The 18,367-nt window shown below is 65.4% G+C and carries 15 protein-coding genes and 1 riboswitch; of the genes, 5 read left to right on the top strand and 10 right to left on the bottom strand.

Annotation, left to right across the window (positions count from 1 at the left end):
* Positions 1-104: 104 nt before the first annotated feature.
* On the bottom strand, positions 105-3,674 hold the full coding sequence (locus tag IP91_RS19850) for an indolepyruvate ferredoxin oxidoreductase family protein (protein ID WP_145651161.1): 3,570 nt from the start codon (positions 3,672-3,674) through the stop codon (positions 105-107).
* 74 nt (positions 3,675-3,748) lie between these two features.
* A complete protein-coding gene (gene hppD, locus IP91_RS19845) occupies positions 3,749-4,894 on the bottom strand; it encodes a 4-hydroxyphenylpyruvate dioxygenase (RefSeq protein WP_145651157.1) in 1,146 nt (381 codons plus the stop codon).
* 128 nt (positions 4,895-5,022) lie between these two features.
* Here hppD and IP91_RS19840 point away from each other — a divergent pair, with 128 nt between their 5' ends.
* On the top strand, positions 5,023-5,550 hold the full coding sequence (locus tag IP91_RS19840; RefSeq protein WP_145651153.1) for an Lrp/AsnC family transcriptional regulator: 528 nt from the start codon (positions 5,023-5,025) through the stop codon (positions 5,548-5,550).
* A gap of 135 nt (positions 5,551-5,685) precedes the next feature.
* Here the strand turns inward: IP91_RS19840 and IP91_RS19835 are convergent, their stop codons facing one another.
* Genes IP91_RS19835 through IP91_RS19820 form a run of 4 tightly spaced genes read right to left on the bottom strand, consistent with a single transcriptional unit; the run spans position 5,686 to position 10,398 of the window.
* A complete protein-coding gene (locus IP91_RS19835) occupies positions 5,686-6,372 on the bottom strand; it encodes a GNAT family N-acetyltransferase (protein ID WP_145651149.1) in 687 nt (228 codons plus the stop codon).
* Positions 6,372-7,712, bottom strand: a complete 1,341-nt coding sequence (locus tag IP91_RS19830) for a multifunctional CCA addition/repair protein (RefSeq protein WP_145651144.1) — start codon at positions 7,710-7,712, stop codon at positions 6,372-6,374. Before IP91_RS19830 ends, IP91_RS19835 begins: the two co-directional genes overlap by 1 nt.
* A 1-nt stretch (position 7,713) precedes the next feature.
* Entirely contained in the window at positions 7,714-8,418 is a 705-nt protein-coding gene (locus tag IP91_RS19825; RefSeq protein WP_145651139.1) for a glutathione S-transferase family protein, read from the bottom strand.
* Between the two features lie 18 nt (positions 8,419-8,436).
* The gene (locus IP91_RS19820; RefSeq protein ID WP_229474701.1) at positions 8,437-10,398 is read right to left on the bottom strand and encodes a lytic transglycosylase domain-containing protein; all 1,962 of its coding nucleotides are present in this window, start codon (positions 10,396-10,398) and stop codon (positions 8,437-8,439) included.
* 35 nt (positions 10,399-10,433) lie between these two features.
* On the opposite strand from IP91_RS19820, the gene IP91_RS19815 reads away from it, so the two are divergent.
* Positions 10,434-11,039: a 5-formyltetrahydrofolate cyclo-ligase gene (locus IP91_RS19815; RefSeq protein WP_145651133.1), complete on the top strand. Its 606-nt coding sequence runs from the start codon at positions 10,434-10,436 to the stop codon at positions 11,037-11,039.
* 220 nt (positions 11,040-11,259) lie between these two features.
* Here the strand turns inward: IP91_RS19815 and metF are convergent, their stop codons facing one another.
* The 4 genes from metF to metK form a co-directional block, all read right to left on the bottom strand.
* The gene (metF, locus tag IP91_RS19810) at positions 11,260-12,090 is read right to left on the bottom strand and encodes a methylenetetrahydrofolate reductase [NAD(P)H] (protein ID WP_145651128.1); all 831 of its coding nucleotides are present in this window, start codon (positions 12,088-12,090) and stop codon (positions 11,260-11,262) included.
* Positions 12,083-12,433: a phage holin family protein gene (locus IP91_RS19805; RefSeq protein ID WP_145651124.1), complete on the bottom strand. Its 351-nt coding sequence runs from the start codon at positions 12,431-12,433 to the stop codon at positions 12,083-12,085. Before IP91_RS19805 ends, metF begins: the two co-directional genes overlap by 8 nt.
* A 76-nt stretch (positions 12,434-12,509) precedes the next feature.
* Positions 12,510-13,925: an adenosylhomocysteinase gene (ahcY, locus tag IP91_RS19800; protein ID WP_145651120.1), complete on the bottom strand. Its 1,416-nt coding sequence runs from the start codon at positions 13,923-13,925 to the stop codon at positions 12,510-12,512.
* Between the two features lie 27 nt (positions 13,926-13,952).
* Positions 13,953-14,022, bottom strand: a riboswitch (S-adenosyl-L-homocysteine riboswitch).
* A 368-nt stretch (positions 14,023-14,390) separates the two neighbouring features.
* On the bottom strand, positions 14,391-15,560 hold the full coding sequence (gene metK, locus IP91_RS19795; RefSeq protein WP_145651117.1) for a methionine adenosyltransferase: 1,170 nt from the start codon (positions 15,558-15,560) through the stop codon (positions 14,391-14,393).
* Positions 15,561-15,750: 190 nt separating this feature from the next.
* Between metK and IP91_RS19790 the strand changes: the two genes are divergently transcribed.
* Genes IP91_RS19790 through dapF form a run of 3 tightly spaced genes read left to right on the top strand, consistent with a single transcriptional unit; the run spans position 15,751 to position 18,361 of the window.
* On the top strand, positions 15,751-16,608 hold the full coding sequence (locus IP91_RS19790) for a lysophospholipid acyltransferase family protein (RefSeq protein WP_145651114.1): 858 nt from the start codon (positions 15,751-15,753) through the stop codon (positions 16,606-16,608).
* Positions 16,605-17,501, top strand: a complete 897-nt coding sequence (locus tag IP91_RS19785; protein ID WP_145651110.1) for an LpxL/LpxP family acyltransferase — start codon at positions 16,605-16,607, stop codon at positions 17,499-17,501. The genes IP91_RS19790 and IP91_RS19785 overlap by 4 nt, the downstream gene beginning before the upstream one ends.
* The gene (gene dapF / locus IP91_RS19780; protein ID WP_145651108.1) at positions 17,498-18,361 is read left to right on the top strand and encodes a diaminopimelate epimerase; all 864 of its coding nucleotides are present in this window, start codon (positions 17,498-17,500) and stop codon (positions 18,359-18,361) included. Before IP91_RS19785 ends, dapF begins: the two co-directional genes overlap by 4 nt.
* Positions 18,362-18,367: the final 6 nt, after the last annotated feature.

Here is an 18,367-nt window from a genome sequence, read left to right as displayed (position 1 = left end):
TTCGGGCGCCCTGCCGAAACGCCGGCGAGCGCTGCGGCGTCCGGCGGGAACCGAGCGCCCCCGACGCGCCATCCGGCGGACGGGTGGCGCGGCAGGCCGAAAACCTACGCTGCGTGCGTTGCCGCAGGCGCGGCGGCTGGCGACCGATACGCCGCCAGCAGCGATGCCTCCTTCTGCTTGGCCGCCTTCAGGTGCCGCTCCTTCACATGGCCATAGCCGCGGATGTCTTCGGGGATGCGCGCGATGGCCACGGCGGTCGCCAGGTTGTCCGCGTTCAGCGCTGGCAGCAGCGCCAGCACAGTCTCGCGGTACGCGCCGATCAGCGCCCGTTCGGTGCGGCGCTCGGCCGTGTAGCCGAACACGTCCAGCGGCGTGCCGCGCAGGCCCTTCAGCCTGGCCAGCACGCCGAAGGCCTGGCGCATCCACGGACCGAATTCGCGCTTGACCAGGTGGCCGTCGCGGTCCTTCTTCGCCAGGATCGGCGGCGCCAGGTGAAACTTCACCTGGTAGTCGCCTTCGAACATGTTCTCGATCTTCTGGCGGAAGGCGGGATCGGTGTGCAGGCGTGCCACCTCGTACTCGTCCTTGTAGGCCATCAGCTTGTACAGGTAGCGCGCCACCGCTTCCGTCAGTTTCGTGGAACCGAGCTTCGCTTCCGCGGCGCGCACCTGCCCGATGAAGTCCGCGTACTGATTTGCGTAGGCAGCGTTCTGGTAGGCCGTCAGCAGTTCGATGCGGCGCGCCACGACATCCTCCAGCGTCTGCGTCCTCTTGAACTCGATGACCTGCGCCGGCGTGGCGATCTTCGTCACGGCGGCCAGGTCATGCGCCGCATAACGGCCCCAGTGGAAGGCAGCCTTGTTGAACGCCACCGACACGCCATTCAGTTCGATCGCCTGCACCAGCGCGGCCTCCGACAGCGGCACGCGGCCCTTCTGGAACGCATAGCCCAGCATGAACATATTGGTGGCGATGGTGTCGCCCATCAGCGCGGTGGCGATGCCGCCCGCGTCGAGGAATTCCACGCGGCCCTCGCCGCAGGCGCGCACGATCTCGGTCTGCGAGCTGGCGGCCGGGAACTGCCAGTCCGGGTTCTTCACGAACGCCGCCGTAGTCGCACCGCTCGAATTGACGGCGGCCCAGCTGCGCCCTTCCCCCATCCGCGACAGCGCATCGCGGCTGGCCGTGACGATCTGGTCGCAGCCGATCACCAGGTCCGCGCTGCCGGTGCCCACGCGCGTCGAATGCAGGTCCGCCTGGCGGTCGGCGAGGCGCACGTGCGACATCACGGGGCCGCCCTTCTGCGCCAGGCCACTCATGTCCAGCACCACGGCACCCTTGCCGGCCACGTGCGCGGCCACCGCCAGGATCTGGCCAACCGTGACGACACCCGTGCCGCCGATACCGGTGATCAGGATGCCGTACGGCTGCGCCGTCGAAGGCAGCACGGGGCTGGGCAGCGGCGGCATGTCGCCCGTCCCCGCCGCCACCTTCTTCGGCTTCTTCAGCTGGCCGCCTTCCACCGTGACGAAGCTCGGGCAGAAGCCGTTCACGCAGGAATAATCCTTGTTGCAGGTGGACTGGTTGATCTGGCGCTTGCGGCCCAGCTCCGTCTCCAGCGGTTCCACCGACAGGCAGTTCGACTGTACCGAGCAGTCGCCGCAGCCTTCGCAGACGGCTTCGTTGATCACGGCGCGCTTGGCCGGATCGGGATACTCGTTGCGCTTGCGGCGGCGGCGCTTTTCGGATGCGCAGGTCTGGTCGTAGATCATTGCCGACACGCCCGGCATGTCGCGCAGTTCCTTCTGCACGTCCATCAGCTCGGAACGGTGGCGCACCGTCACGCCCGGTGCCCAGGCATAGTCGCGCGGGTACTTGTCCGGATCGTCCGTGACGACGATGATCGGCGTGACGCCTTCCGCGGCGATCTGCCGCGAGATCATGCCGGGATCGAGCGGACCGTCGAAGCTCTGCCCGCCCGTCATCGCCACCGCATCGTTGTACAGGATCTTGTAGGTGATGTTCACCTTCGCCGCAACGGCCGCGCGGATCGCCAGGATCCCCGAATGGAAATAGGTGCCGTCGCCGAGGTTCGTGAACACGTGCTTCTCGTTCGTGAACGGCGCCTGGCCCACCCAGGTGACGCCTTCCGCGCCCATGTGCGTAAACGTCGACGTCTCGCGGTCCATCCACAGCACCATGTAGTGGCAGCCGATGCCGGCCAGCGCGCGCGACCCTTCCGGCACCTTGGTCGACGTGTTGTGCGGGCAGCCGGAACAGAAGTACGGCGTGCGGTCCGTCTGCGGATTGGCTTTCGCTGGCACGTTCTTCAGCACCAGCTCCTTCGCTTCCAGGTAGGCGATGCGCTCCCGCACGCGCGCGGCCACCGGGTGGTCCGCGCAATAGACGGCGATGCGGCTGGCGATCGCCCGGGCGATCTGCGCGGGGTTCAGCTCATACGTGGCGGGCAGCAGCCAGTCGCCGTGGCCGCTGCGGTGGTGGTTCGACCATTCGCCCGTGTCGTCGAACTTGCCGACCACGCGGGGGCGCTGGCCATCCGGCAGGTTGTACAGCTCTTCCTTCAGCGCGTATTCGAGGATCTGGCGCTTCTCCTCGATGACGAGGATCTCGTCCAGGCCGCGCGCGAATTCGTGCACGCCGTCCGCCTCCAGCGGCCACGTCATGCCGATCTTGTACAGGCGGATGCCGATGTCGGCGGCGACCTGTTCGTCGATGCCCAGGTCGGCCAGCGCCTGGCGCGTGTCCAGGTAGGATTTGCCGGCCGTGATGATGCCGATCTTCGGCCGCGGCGTGTCCCAGATGATCTTGTTCAGTTTATTGGCGCGGCAGTACGCCAGCGCGGCGTACCATTTATAGCTGTTCATCCGCACTTCCTGGTCCAGCACCGCATCGGGCCAGCGGATGTTGAGGCCACCGGGCGGCAGCTCGAAGTCGTCCGGCATGGCGATCTGCACGCGGTCCGGATCGAAGTCGATGACGGCGCCGGACTCGATGATGTCGGTCACGCACTTCATCGCCACCCACAGGCCCGTGTAGCGGCTCATCGCCCAGCCGTGCAGGCCGTAGTCGATGTATTCCTGTACCGAGGACGGATACAGCACGGGGATGCCGCAGGCGCCCAGGATGTGGTCCGACTGGTGCGCGGTGGACGACGACTTGGCCGCATGGTCGTCGCCGGCCAGCACCAGCACGCCGCCATGCTTGGCGCTGCCGGCGTTGTTGGCGTGCTTGAACACATCGCCGCAGCGGTCCACGCCGGGGCCCTTGCCATACCACATGGAGAACACGCCATCGTACTTGGCGTCCTCGAACAGATTGGTCTGCTGGGTGCCCCAGACGGCGGTGGCGGCCAGGTCCTCGTTCATCCCTGGATGGAATTTGACGTGGTGCGCGTCGAGGTATTTTTTGGCCTTCATCGCCGTCATGTCGATCGACGTGACGGGCGAGCCGCGGTAGCCGGTAATGTAGCCGGCCGTGTTCAGGCCCGCCTTCAGGTCGCGCTCGCGCTGCATCATCGGCAGGCGGATCAGCGCCTGCGTGCCGGTCATGAAGGCGCGGCCGCGCTCCAGGGTCCACTTGTCGTCGAGGGTGATGGCCGGGTCGGGATTGCCTAGCGCCGACCCGTTCGCAGTGCCATCGTATGGTGCGTTCATGGGTGTCTCCAATATTCTATGGGTGCTGCACTGCCGGTGCGCCTTCTGACGAGGCGCTACCGGCGCTGGTTTGTTTACGCGGCCGTGCTGGCGGGATCCTCCAGTACGCCGCGGCGGATCTGATCGAGCTCGATCGATTCGAACAGCGCGCGGAAATTGCCTTCGCCGAAGCCCTGGTCACCCTTGCGCTGGATGATCTCGAAGAAGATCGGCCCGATCACGTTCTGCGTGAAGATCTGCAGCAGCAGTTCGCGCTGCGCTTCGCCGTTTTCGCCAGCACTGTTGGCCTGGCCGTCGATCAGCAGCCGCAGACGGCGCAGTTCCTCGAGGTTCTCGCCATGGTTCGGCAGGCGGCGGTTGACCAGCTCGTAGTAGGTTTCGATCGTATCCTGGAAGGCGATGCCGCTGTCGCGCATGCCCTGCACCGACGTGTAGATGTCCTCCGTGCCCAGCGCGATGTGCTGGATGCCTTCGCCGTGGTACTCGTTCAGGTACTCGGCGATCTGCGACTTGTCGTCCGACGATTCGTTGATGGGGATGCGGATCTTGCCGCAGGGCGAAGTCATCGCCTTCGATTTCAGGCCCGTCAGCTTGCCGGTGATGTCGAAGTAGCGGATCTCGCGGAAGTTGAACAGGCGCTCGTAGAAGCCGGACCATTCGCCCATGCGGCCGCGGTAGACGTTGTGCGTCAGGTGGTCGATATAGGTCAGGCCATTGCCGACCGGGTGCGGGTCGACGCCGGGAATCGCCACGAAGTCGGCATCGTAGATGCTGATGTCGCCGATGCTGCCGGGGCTGACGCCCTTGTCGGCATTCTTGCCGCGCCAGCGGTCGACGAGGTACAGCAGCGAATCGCCCACGCCCTTGATGGCGGGGATGTTCAGCTCCATCGGGCCCGTCTTGTTGTCGAAGCCCCAGGCGCCCATCTCGAGCGCCTTGTTGTAGACGTAGGCGGCATCATCGACGCGGATCGCGATGGCGCACACGGACGGGCCATGCTGGCGCGCGAAACGCTGCGCGAACGAATCCTGCTCGGCATTGATGATGAAGTTGATCTCGCCCTGGCGGTACAGCGTGACGTTCTTCGTGCGGTGGCGGGCGATGGCCGTGAATCCCATGTTCTCGAACAGCGCACCGAGCGCCTGCGGGTCGGGCGCGGCGAACTCGACGAACTCGAAACCGTCGGTGCCCATCGGGTTGTCCCATGGCGTGAATTGCATGCCTGTCTCCTTTTTATGTAATGCCGAAAAGTATAGGCCTCCACGGCCGGCATTAAATTGCAAACATTTGCTGCGCATCCCCTGATCAAGCAATAAAATTGCGCATCAGAGGACCAAATGGAGATTTCATGACCAAGATCGCGCTCGACAAAACCGACCGCAAGATTCTGTCCATCCTGCAGGAGGATGGCCGGCTGTCGAACCAGGACGTGGCCGAGCAGGTGAGCCTGTCGCCGTCGCCATGTCTGCGCCGCATCAAGCGGCTGGAAGAGGAAGGGGTGATCCGCCAGTACGTGGCGCTGCTCGACCCGGACAAGATCGGCCTCGGCCTGCTGGCCTATGTGAATGTGCGGCTGGAAAAGCACAGCGACGCCGCCGCCGTGGCCACCAGCACGGCCCGCGCGCTGGGCGCCCTGCCCGGCACCGTCTCGCCCCGCGAGGACTTCTCCGTGGCCGTCGGCCAGTGGCCGGAAGTGGTGGCCTGCTATGCCATGACGGGCGAGATGGACTTCCTGCTGCGCGTGCACGTGGAAGACATGGACCACTTCTCGCGCTTCATGATGGCCACGCTGCTGCACCATCCGGCCGTGCTGGACGTCAAATCCAGCTTCGCCCTGCAGCGCATCAAGGACACCACCGCGCTGCCGCTGGTCTGACTAATGATGAGCTCGTGTCCACCTTGGGGTCAGACCCCGACATAGACACGAGCTCAGCAGTTCTGGCCGATTTGCAGTGGTTTCAAGGTTGAGGCCGTGTCCGTGTCGGGGTCAGACCCCATGGTGGACACGAACTCAGCTGTTGTCGGGCTTCTTGCGGCGGGGCAGCCGTTCCCACAACTTGGTGGCGCGGCGGACGTTGGCTTTCAGCGCGTAGTCCAGCGTGGCGAGCTGCTCCTGCATGGCCTCGCGCATGACGCTGGACGGGTCGGCCGGGAGCAGCTTCAGGTAGGCATCGGCCTCGCCGTGCTCGCGCTCGATGGCCATGCCGGCCTTTTTCGCGATGTGCATCATCACCTGGTTCGAGGACAGGCAGTGCATGTACAGCGTGTCGACATCGTTGTTGCGGCAGACGATGCCGGCCCGCTCGAACAGCTTCGAGCCGATGCCGAGACCCCGCGCGGACTTGAGCACGGAGACGCCGAATTCCGCCACGCGCGCCTTTGCCGTGACGCCCTCCTTCGCCGGTTCGCGCGGCGCGAACGCCAGGTGGCCCACGGCCACCAGCCGGAACATGCGGTTGTAGACGCCGAACACCATGTCGCGCTTGAAGTCGATGCCGGCAACGTACTTCGTCACCTGCTCGTCCGACAGCAGCGACCCGAAACGCAGCACCCGGTCGCGCCCTTCCAGCAGCAGGAAGTGACGCACCATGCGCCGGCGGTCCCGTTCGCGCAGTTCCTTCACCGGCACCGTGGGCCGGGCTTCCTCGCGGCCCAGCCAGCGGTTGAGCGGGTTGCGGAACAGGTTCAGGCGGTTCATCAGGCGGCCTTGCCGGCTCCTGCGCTCGCTCCGCCAGCTGCGGCACTGCCTTCTTCACCGGCCCCTGCGCTGGTCCCATCCCCGGCGACATCACTGTCATCGGCTTCGTCCGGCCGCGCCAGCGCGACGCTGACGGCGCGCACGCGGGCATTGCGCACCAGGTCCGGGATGCGATCCGGCCGGTCGGTGCAGGCCTGCGCGATCTCGCCGGCATTGACGCCACGGGCGGCGGCCAGCGCCAGCTCCAGGTGGGCGCGCTGTGGGAACGGTGCCTCGGCAAAGCTGCCGGTGGGGCCGATACGACCGCGCGCATCGCATTCGGACACCAGCAGCAACTGGAGGAAACGGGCCGGCTTGCGGAACGCATCGCTGCGCTCGAACAGCTTGACGACCGTCCGGCAGCGCAGTTCCAGCGCGCGCGCGACGTTGCCATGCTCGCGTGCGGCCAACACGGCCAGGTCGCGGCATTCGGTCGGCACTTTCAGGCGCGCGCACACGTCCTTCACCAGCGCCACGCCGAGTCCTTCGTGTCCATGATGGGAAGGCCACTGTTCGGATGGGGTAATGCCCTTGCCCAGGTCGTGCAGCAGCGCCGCGAAACGCACCGGCAGCTCGTAGCGCTGGCTGGCCGCATAGTCGGCCACCTGCTCAATGTGGATGCCGGTGTCGACCTCCGGATGCCATTTCTCGGGCTGGGGAATACCCCACAGGCGGTCCAGCTCCGGCACGATGCGCGCAAGCGCGCCGCAGTCCCGCAGCACCTGCAGCATGCGCGACGGCTGGCGCTCCATCAGCCCGCGCGACAGCTCCTGCCACACGCGTTCCGGCACCAGCGCATCGACCTCCCCCTCGTCGACCATCCGGCGCATCAGCGCATTCGTTTCCGGCGCCACGGTAAATTCGGGGTAGCGCGCGGCGAAGCGGGCAATGCGCAGGATGCGTACCGGATCTTCGGCAAAGGCATCGGACACGTGGCGGAACACGCGCCGTGCGACATCGCCCTGGCCGTCGAACGGATCGGTGAGCGTGCCATCGTCGGCGCGGGCCATGGCGTTGATCGTCAGGTCGCGGCGCACCAGGTCTTCTTCCAGCGTCACATCGGGCGCGGTATGGAACACGAAGCCTTTGTAGCCGGGCGCCGTCTTGCGCTCGGTGCGCGCCAGCGCATATTCGGCCTGCGTTTCCGGATGCAGGAAGACGGGAAAATCCTTGCCGACGGCGCGGAAGCCCTGTGCCACCATCTCGTCCGGCGTGGCGCCGACGACCACGTAATCGCGGTCCTTGACGGGCAATCCGAGCAGCTCGTCGCGGACGGCACCGCCCACCACATACGTCTTCATGTCAGTCTTCGTGTTTTTCTGCGCGCTCGGTTTCGGCCAGCGCCTCGGCGACCCAGCGCGCCACGGCCGGATGGCTGCACATGCGGTCGCAGTAGGCCGACAGCGCCGGCGGCAGCGCCACGCCATACGTTTTGAAGCGCATCACGACGGGGGCGAAGAACGCATCGGCGATCGTGAAGTCGCCGAACAGGAATTCGTTGTGGCCGAAGCGGGACAGGCACTCTTCCCAGATCTCGCTGATGCGGCCGATATCGGCCTGCGTGTCCGGCGTGCGGCCGCGGCCCGGCAGGCTGGCGCGGATGTTCATGCTCATCGTGCTGCGCAGGCTGGCAAAGCTGGAGTGCATCTCGGCGCAGACGGAACGGGCCATCGCGCGCGCCGCCACATCCTGCGGCCACAGGTGCTCGTCCGGGAACTGCTCGGCGAGATACTCGCAGATCGCCAGGCTATCCCAGATGGTGATGTCGCCCGCCAGCAGCACCGGCACGCGGCCGCTGTAGGTGTATTTGGCGATGTTGTTGGCCGTGTCCTGCTGGTCCAGCAGCACGCGCACTTCGGTGAACGGGATGTTGAAGGCTGCCAGCGCCACCCAGGGCCGCATCGACCAGGACGAGGAATTCTTGTTGCCGATGACGAGCGTCAGGCCGGGCTGGCGTGCGTTGGCCAAGGTCTGGCTCAGGGTGGGATCGAGTTCGTAGGTTTGCATGGGATGGAAAGTGAAAGCTCAGCGGCTCGAGAACGTCGTCTGCTGCTGTTCCTGCGCGCTGTAGCCCTTCGGCGTGACGGTGCCCAGGCGCGACTTCAGCGACTGCGGGTGGCCTTCGAACAGCGCGGCATAGTAGGTGGCGTTGGTCATCACGTTTTTGACATACGTGCGGGTTTCCAGGTACGGGATCGACTCGATGAAGATGGTCGAATCCATCGGCTTCGTCAGCGCGCCGCGCCACGAGCGCAGGCGGCCCGGGCCCGCATTGTACGCGGCGGTGGCCAGCACCTGCGAGCCGTCCATGCTGCCCAGGACCATGTTCATGTAGTTCGCGCCCAGCAGGATATTGGTGCGCACGTCCGTCAGCATCTCCTGCACGAAGTTCGTCAGGCCGATCTTGTTGGCGACCCAGCGGCCGGTGGACGGCATCACCTGCATCAGGCCAGACGCGCCGGCGCTCGACTGCGCCGTCATGATGAAGCGCGACTCCTGGCGGATCAGGCCATACACCCAGGCGCGGTCCAGGCCCAGCGTGCGGGTGGTGTTCTGCATGATGTCGTCATGCGGGGCCGGATAGCGGTGCGTGTAGTCGGCCAGCGCACGGGTGCGTTCGGAGGTGTAGACCATGCGGTCCAGGATATGGTTCTGGCGCGCGAATTCGGCGGCCGCGATCAGTTCGCGGTCCGACATGCGGCGCAGCTCCCAGTTCCATTCGCGCGTGCCCTCGAAGCGCAGGCGCAGGTCGAAGAACTTCAGCGCGCGCTGGAAGCCGGGGCTGGCCGCCACGGCCGCGATCTCGGCCTGCGTGACGGGCGCGCCGGCGGCAGGAATCGTCACGGTGCGGCCCAGCTCCTCGGCGGCCAGCAGGCCGTAGTAATCCTCGCGCGCGGCAATGCTCTGGTACAGGAACTGCGCTTCCGGCGTCATGCTGCCGCCGGCCAGCGCGACCGACGTGCGGGCCTGCCAGTAGACCCACGTCGGATCCTGGCGCAACTGCGCGGGCATGGCGGCGATGTAGTCGCGCACGTTCTTCCAGTTCCCCTCGCGCAGCGCGTAGCGGGTGCGCCACTGGTGCTGGTCGATCGAAAGCGGCGCGCCGTTCGCGCGGCGCCAGTAGTCCGACGTGTCGTCCGCCAGCACATACGAGGCGGGCAGCGCGATATTGGCCCAGCCGATCGCCTGCTCCTGCGGCGTCAAGCGGGGCAGCGCCTTCTGCAGCGCCAGCACGGACAGCTTGACGCTGGTGCGGGCGGCGCGGCCCAGCGCGATCAGGAACACCTCGTGGTCGACGCGGCTGGTACCGGCACCCTTGGCCAGCACCAGCGCAGGCGTATCGATGGCCTGCGCCACCTGCTTGTCGGAGCCGTTCAGCAGCATGATGGTGCGGCGCGCGGGACCCGTGGCATTCGTTTCGCCGGCCAGGCGCACCTGCGCCCACAGGTCTTCCGGCGTGAACTGGCCGGTCTGCGCCAGCGAGGCGATCAGCGCGCTGCAGCCGTCGCCATAGTTCGCCGGCGCGACCAGCAGCGCCCGCGCTTCGGCGGCCACGTTCTCGCCTTTCGCCAGGCGCGACAGCAGCGCGTAGCATTTGACCTGCAGGTCGTCGTTCAGCACGAACAGGGGCAGCTGCTGGTCGAACAGGGCCCAGTCGCGCTTGCGGCCCAGTTCCAGCAGCCAGTCGTTGCGCAGGCGGTCGACGATCGCCTGGCCTTCGTAGCGTTTCAGGAAGTCGAGGATCTCGCTCGTGCTGGCATCGCGGAAATGCGATTTCAGCCGATAATAGTCGACGTAGGAAGGGATGGCGTAGTTGGTCAGCCGGGCTGCGTAGAATTCCGATTTCGTCGCGTCATCGCGGCGTACGGAATCGCGCAGCAGCAGGAAGGCATCGTCTTCCTTGCGGCTGTCGCCCAGGTCCTGCGGGATTGCCAGCGGAGTGGCGGCGCAACCGAGCGCGATCAGGGCGCCGGCTATCCATTTCAACGGGGAAATCAAGATACGACTCTCATGTGGATGATATGACCAGCGACCCTAGAATAACACGGCTGCCCGCGGGGCTACAGCCCGGCACGCCCCCGGCGGCAACCCCGGACAAGGCCGCGCTCCGCAGGCAATTGCTGGCCGCGCGCCGCTCGCTCGATCCGGCCACGCGGGCGGCCTGGGACCGCGCGCTGGGCGAGCATGTCCTGGCCTGGTGGCGCGACGTGAACCGGCCCGCGCTGGGTGTCTACTGGCCGCTGCGCGACGAGCCGGACCTGCATCATGTGTTCGGGGAAATGACGGCACTGGGCGGGCAGCTGCTGCTGCCGGTGGTGCTGGAACGGGATGCACCGCTGGCGTTTGCCGAGTGGCAGCCCGGTGAAGCGATGGTGAAGGATGCGATGGGCATTGCCATCCCCGCCGCGCTGCGCCTGCAGCCCACGCCGCCGGCACTGCTGGTGCCCTGCCTTGGGTACAACGCGCAGGGCTACCGGCTCGGTTACGGCGGCGGTTTTTATGACCGCACGCTGGAGCACGCCCCCCGCCCTGCCACGATCGGCATCGCCTATTCGTGCCTCGCCGCCGATTTCGACAGCGACGGGCACGATGTGGCACTGGACCGGATCATCACCGAGGCCGGCTGAAAGTTTCCAAAAAATGGGGACTGTCCCCGTTTTTTGGAAATATTTCCTGAAAAAGGGGACTGTCCCCGATTTTTGGAAATATTTCTCGGTGGAGTCGGGTAGGCGCTAGAGTGGAGTTTGCAGAAAACCAGTGTCTGACACCGATGAGGCCGGTGTCAGACATCAGGCACCGGTGCTGGCCTGGCAAGGCGTTCGTGTTGCGAAAAAGACGCGCAGGCGGTTATCTCACCAGCCGCTGCCAGATGGCGGTGGTGGCCACCGCCTGGTTCATGCTGTAGAAATGCAGGCCGGGGGCACCGCCTTCCAGCAGGCGTTCGCACAGATCCGTCACCACATCCAGGCCGAATGCCTTGATGGAGGCCGTGTCGTCGCCGTAGCTGGCCAGCTTCAGGCGGATCCAGCGGGGGATCTCGGCGCCGCACATGTCGGAGAAACGCATCAGCTGGGAGTAGTTCGTGATCGGCATGATGCCGGCCACGACCGGGACGTTGACGCCAGCCGCAGCGGCCGACTCCACGAACTGGAAGTACGCATCCGCGTTGTAAAAATACTGCGTGATGGCGGCATCGGCGCCGGCCTGCACCTTGCGGACGAACGCGTCCAGGTCGGCCTGCGGCGAGCGCGCCTGCGGGTGCACTTCCGGATAGGCGGCCACTTCGATGTGGAACCAGTCGCCCGTCTCGGCGCGCATGAATTCCACCAGCTCATTGGCATAGCGGAACTCGCCGCCCGCGCCATAGCCGCTCGGCAGGTCGCCACGCAGCGCCACCACGCGCTTGATGCCGTTCGCCTTGTATTCGTTCAGGATGGCGCGGATCGATTCGCGCGTGCCGCCCACGCAGGACAGGTGCGGCGCCGCATCGGCACCGGAAGCCATGATCTCCAGCACCGTGTCGAGCGTGCCGTGCTGCGTGGTGCCGCCGGCACCGAACGTCACGGAGAAATATTTCGGGTGGAGCTCGGCCAGCTTGGCCCGGGTGGCGCGCAGTTTTTCGGCGCCTTCCACCGTCTTCGGCGGGAAAAATTCGATACTAAAATTGTGGTCAGCCATCGGCGTCTTTCAGCAACAGGGTAGAAAGGGCCCACGAAATCACGCTGTACAGCAACGCTCCGCCCACCGCACCCCAGAACCCCGTCACGTGGAAGCCTGGCACGAACTGCGACACCAGCCAGAACGTGAAACCGTTGATGAGGAAGATGAACAGGCCCAGCGACAGGACCGTCACGGGCAGGGTCAGCAGGACGAGCAGCGGGCGGATCAGCGTATTCACGAGCCCGAGGACGAGCGCCGCGATCAGGGCTGCGCCAACGCTCGTGACGTCGACGGAATGCATCAGGTAAGGCACTGCGAACAGCGCCGCGGCATTGATCAACCAGGTCAGGACCAAACGCATAGAGATAAGCCTTTGAACGGGAAAAGGTTCGAAAAAACGGGCAAAAAAAGGCCGGCTCGCGCCGGCCGGTGCCAGGTTAGTAGCGGTAGTGGTCCGGCTTGTAAGGGCCCGTCACCTGCACGTTGATGTAGGCGGCCTGCTCTTCGGTCAGCTCCGTCAGCTGCGCGTTCAGCTTCTTGAGCTGCAGGCGCGCCACTTTTTCATCCAGGTGCTTCGGCAGCGTGTAGACGCCGACCGGGTAGCGGTCCTTGTGCTGGAACAGTTCGATCTGGGCGATCGTCTGGTTCGCGAACGAGGAGCTCATCACGTACGACGGGTGGCCCGTGCCACAGCCCAGGTTCACCAGGCGGCCTTCGGCCAGCAGGATGATGCGTTTGCCGTCAGGGAAGATCACGTGGTCGACCTGGGGCTTGATGTTGTCCCACTCGTATTTCTTGAGCGAAGCGACATCGATCTCGTTGTCGAAGTGGCCGATATTGCAGACGATGGCCTGGTCCTTCATGGCCAGCATGTGCTGTTCGGTCAGGATGTGATAGTTGCCGGTGCAGGTGACGAAGATGTCGCCGTGCGCAGCAGCATAGTCCATCGTCACGACGCGGTAGCCTTCCATCGCGGCCTGCAGCGCGCAGATCGGATCGATCTCGGTGACCCACACCTGGGCGGACAGCGCGCGCATGGCCTGTGCCGAACCCTTGCCCACGTCGCCGTAACCGGCGATGACGGCGATCTTGCCGGCGATCATTACGTCGGTGGCACGCTTGATGCCGTCGACCAGCGATTCGCGGCAGCCGTACAGGTTGTCGAACTTCGACTTCGTGACGGAGTCGTTGACGTTGATGGCCGGGAACGCCAGCTTGCCTTCCTTGTGCATCTGGTACAGGCGGTGCACGCCGGTGGTGGTTTCTTCCGTCACGCCCAGGATTTCCGGCAGGCGCTTGGAGTACCAGGTGGCATCCTTCTTGAGGCGGGCCTTGATCGAGTTGAACAGGCAGATCTCTTCTTCCGAGCCGGGGTTGTCCAGCACGGAGAGGTCCTTCTCGGCGCGCGCGCCCAGATGCAGCAGCAGCGTGGCATCGCCGCCGTCATCGAGGATCATGTTCGAGTAGACGCCTTCGCCCGGCCATTCGAAGATGCGGTGCGTGTAGTCCCAGTAGTCGTCCAGCGTTTCGCCCTTGACGGCGAACACGGGCGTGCCGACGGCGGCGATCGCGGCAGCGGCGTGGTCCTGCGTCGAGTAGATATTGCACGATGCCCAGCGGACCTGGGCGCCCAGCGCTTCCAGCGTGCGGATCAGCACGGCGGTCTGGATGGTCATGTGCAGCGAGCCGGTGATGCGCGCGTTCTTCAGCGGCTGCGCGGCGGCGTATTCGTCACGGATGGCCATCAGGCCGGGCATTTCCGTTTCGGCGATCTTGATTTCTTTTTCGCCCCATGCGGCCAGGCCGATGTCCGCGATGATGTAATCCTGGGAATCTTTGAGTACGGCGTTCATCACGCCTCCTTTCAGTGTTGAAAAAAGTTGACGTGAGCGCAGTTGTGACTGTCCGAGCCTGGCAGGTCGATCACCTGTCGCAACGCTCCTCGGAAGAACCGGCATTTTATAACAAAACCAGCCGCGAGCGGATAATCACATACATGCCACACGGATGCGCCAACCACGACACACCCGCCCCACTGAACTGTCGCCACGAAAAGGGACACACCTCAATCCCGGGAAATATTTCCAAAAACCGGGGACAGTCCCCATTTTTTGGAAACTTTTGAGGCGAGGCCAGCCGCGGCCCGAAGTGCGGCCTCCCTATAGACGTGGTCTCGGTGAATCCCCATTTCCCGCGGCCGCGGAGCAGATCGGGGACACACCTCAATTCCAGGAAATATTTCCTAAAAAAGGGGACAGTCCCCGATTTCTGGAAATATTTCTAAAAAAAGGGGACAGTCCCCGAATTTTGGAAATTTTTTAGGCGAGGCCGGCAGCGGCGCGCAGTGCGGCGGCCTTGTCGGTGCGCTCCCAGCTGAACTCGGGCTCTTCGCGGCCGAAGTGGCCGTAGGCGGCCGTCTTGCGGTAGATCGGGCGCAGCAGGTCCAGCATCTGCACGATGCCTTTCGGGCGCAGGTCGAAGTGCTCCTGGACCAGCGCGGCGATCTTCTCGTCCGGAATCACGCCAGTGCCTTCGGTGTACACGGTGATGTTGATCGGCCGGGCCACGCCGATCGCGTACGACACCTGCACCTGGCACTGGCGCGCGAGGCCGGCGGCGACCACGTTCTTCGCCACGTAGCGGGCGGCATAGGCAGCCGAGCGGTCGACCTTCGACGGATCCTTGCCGGAGAACGCGCCGCCGCCGTGCGGGGCCGCGCCGCCGTACGTGTCGACGATGATCTTGCGACCCGTCAGGCCGCAATCGCCCTGCGGACCGCCGATGACGAAGCGGCCCGTCGGGTTGACCAGGAACTTCGTGTCGTTCAGCCATTCCTTCGGCAGCACGGGACGGATGATCTCCTCGATCACGGCTTCCTCGATCTGCGCGTGCTGCATTTCCGGCGCGTGCTGCGTCGACAGCACGACGGTGTGCACGCCGACCGGACGGCCGTTTTCATAGCGCAGCGTGACTTGCGACTTCGCATCCGGACGCAGCCATGGCAGGCGGCCGTCCTTGCGCAGCTGCGACTGGCGCTCGACCAGGCGGTGCGCATAGTAGATCGCGGCCGGCATCAGCTCCGGCGTTTCGTCGCAGGCGTAGCCGAACATCAGGCCCTGGTCGCCGGCGCCCTGGTCCAGGTCGATGCCGGCGCCTTCGTCCACGCCCTGGGCGATGTCGGGCGACTGCTTGTCGTAGGCCACCAGCACGGCGCAGCCCTTGTAGTCGATGCCGTACTCGGTGTTGTCGTAACCGATGCTCTTGATGGTTTCGCGCGCGACCTGGATGTAATCGACATTCGCGTGCGTGGTGATTTCACCTGCCAGCACCACGAGGCCCGTGTTGCACAGCGTTTCCGCGGCGACGCGTGCCGTCGGATCTTGCGCGAGGATCGCATCGAGGATGGCGTCGGAGATCTGGTCGGCAACCTTGTCGGGATGGCCTTCGGAAACGGATTCGGAGGTGAAGAGATAATCGATGGAAGACATGCAAGCTCCAGTACGGTTATAGAATTGTCGCAATAACCCAACCGGCTTGCGACGCTTTAGCGAGATTTATATACCGCCTCGCAAGTTGTCATTAACTCGGCGGGTACTACGACGTGGTATTTTACGCTTCTTCAAAAAATTTTGGGCGGAGCAACACGAACTGTTGTGCTGACGCCTTGCTTTACATCTCATGTTGTTAAGAACTTTCCGCTTCTTCTCCGTCTTCCCTCTCCCCGTGCTGCACGCCCTCGGCGCCATGCTGGGCTGGATCGTGTATCTGCTGTCCCCGTCGTACCGCCGCCGCATGCGCGAGAACATGGCGCGCGCCGGTTTCTCGTCGCACCTGCCCCGTGCCGTGGCCGAGGCCGGCAAGGCGATCGCCGAGCTGCCGTTCATCTGGCTGGCCTCCGATGCGCGCATCGCCAAGCGCGTCTTCATCAAGGACTACTCGCTCGTCGAACGGCATCTGGCGGCCGGCCGCGGCATCGTGTTCCTGACCCCGCACCTGGGGTGCTTCGAGATCACGGCACAGCGCGTGTCGCATGACACGGAACTGATGGTGATGTACCGCCCGCCGAAGCAGGAAGCGATGCGGCCGCTGGTCGAAGTGGCGCGCGCCCGTGGCCAGCTGCGGCTGGCGCCGGCCAACCTGTCCGGCGTGCGCATGCTGGCCAAGTTCCTCAAGTCCGGCAAGCCGGTGGGCATCTTGCCGGACCAGGTGCCGGGCGAGGGCGAAGGCGTGTGGGCGGACTTCTTCGGCCGCCCCGCCTACACGATGACCCTGCCGGCCAAGATGGCGAAACTGGGCGGCGATGCGCCGGTGGTGCTGACGTATGCCGAGCGCCTGCCGCACGGCCGCGGCTTCCTGATCCACTTCGTGCCATTCACGGGCTCGCTCGACGGCGACAACGCGCAGCAGGCCCGCGCCATCAACGCGGCGATGGAAGACCTGATCGCCGACTGCCCCGCGCAGTACTACTGGAGCTACAACCGCTACAAGGTGCCGCCGGGCGTGCCGGGTCCGTCTGCCGCACAGGAGGCCGCATGAAGCTGCTGCTGGGGTTCATGTGGCTGCTGCACTGGCTGCCGCTGCCGGTGCTGGGCCGCTTCGGCGCGGCCGTCGGCAGCCTGCTGTTCGTCATCATGGGGCCGCGCCGCGAGATCGCGCTGACCAACCTGCGCCTTGCCATGCCGGAGCTCACGGAACCGGCGCGCCGCCGTCTGGTGCGCCGCCACTTCCAGGCCTATTCGCGCAGCGTGTTCGAGCGCGCCATCCTGTGGTGGGCGTCCGAAGCGCGGCTGCGCCGGCTGATCGTCATCGAGACGAGTGAAGGCATGCCGCCAGCCGAAATCCCGGTCGCCGCAATGACGGAAAAGCCGACGATCCTGCTGTGCCCGCACTTCGTGTGCCTGGACGTGGGCGGCGCCGCGATCGCGATGGAAGCCTCCGCCTCGTCGATGTACGTGCAGCAGAAGAACGCCACGTTCGACGAGGTGCTGCGTGCCGGACGGGCCCGCTTCAAGCCGGTGCGCCTGTTCACGCGCCAGGACGGCATCAAGCCCATTCTGCGCGCCTTGCGCGAACGCCTGCCCTACTTCATGCTGCCGGATATGGACTTCGGCGAGAAGGATGCGGAATTCGTGCCCTTCTTCGGCGTCCCGGCCGCGACCCTGACGGCCACGGCGCGCATCGCCGCCACGACGGGTGCGCAGGTGATGCCGGTGATCGCCACCTTCCTGCCGGATTACCGTGGCTGGCGCGTGAAATTCTATCCGGTGTGGGACAATTACCCGGGTACCGACATGGTAGCCGCCACGCGCCGCATGAACGAGTTCATCGAGGAGCGGGTGCGCGAAGCGCCGGCGGAATACTTCTGGACCCACAAACGCTACAAGACGCGTCCCAACGGCGAGCCTTCCTTCTACTCGAACAAGCGATGAAACTCAAATTCACCAAGATGCACGGCGCCGGCAACGACTTCGTCGTGATCGACGCCATCAACCAGCAGATCGACTTCACGGCGGACCAGTGGAAGGCGCTGGCGGACCGCCGCTTCGGCGTCGGCGCGGACCAGCTGCTGGTGGTCGAGAAATCGCAGAACCCGTCGTGCGACTTCCGCTACCGCATCTTCAACAACGATGGCGGCGAAGTGGAGCAGTGCGGCAACGGTGCCCGGGCCTTCGTGAAATTCGTTGCCGAAAAAGGCCTCACCAGCCAGCGCAGGATCGCTGTCGAGACGATGTCCGGCATCATCGCGCCGCGCCTGGAAGACGACGGCAGCGTTACCGTGGACATGGGCGCACCGATCTTCGAAGCGGAACGGGTGCCGTTCGATACGGAAGGCCTGCAATCGCAACGGCAAGGCAACGACACGCTGTGGCCGCTGCAGCTGGAACTGGCCGGCGAACGGGAAACCGTGCTGCTGTCCGTGCTGTCGATGGGGAACCCGCACGCGGTGCAGGTGGTGGCCGATGTGGACACGGCACCGGTGGAGCTGACCGGCCCGCTGATCGAGCACCATGCGCACTTCCCGAAACGCGTCAACGCCGGCTTCATGCAGGTGCTCGATCGCGGCCACATCCGCCTGCGCGTGTTCGAACGGGGTGCCGGCGAAACGCTGGCCTGCGGCACCGGTGCCTGCGCGGCAGCCGTGGCCGGCATCCGCCGTGGCCTGCTCGACTCCCCGGTGCGCGTGGATGCGCGCGGCGGCGAACTGTCGATCGCTTGGGCCGGCGAAGGCGAACCCGTCTACCTGACCGGTCCCGCCGTGACGGTGTTCGAGGGCGAGATCACAGTCTGACGTTTA

Source organism: Pseudoduganella lurida (assembly GCF_007830455.1).
Taxonomy (GTDB): domain Bacteria; phylum Pseudomonadota; class Gammaproteobacteria; order Burkholderiales; family Burkholderiaceae_D; genus Rugamonas; species Rugamonas lurida.
This window is presented reverse-complemented; position numbering and strand designations above follow the sequence as displayed.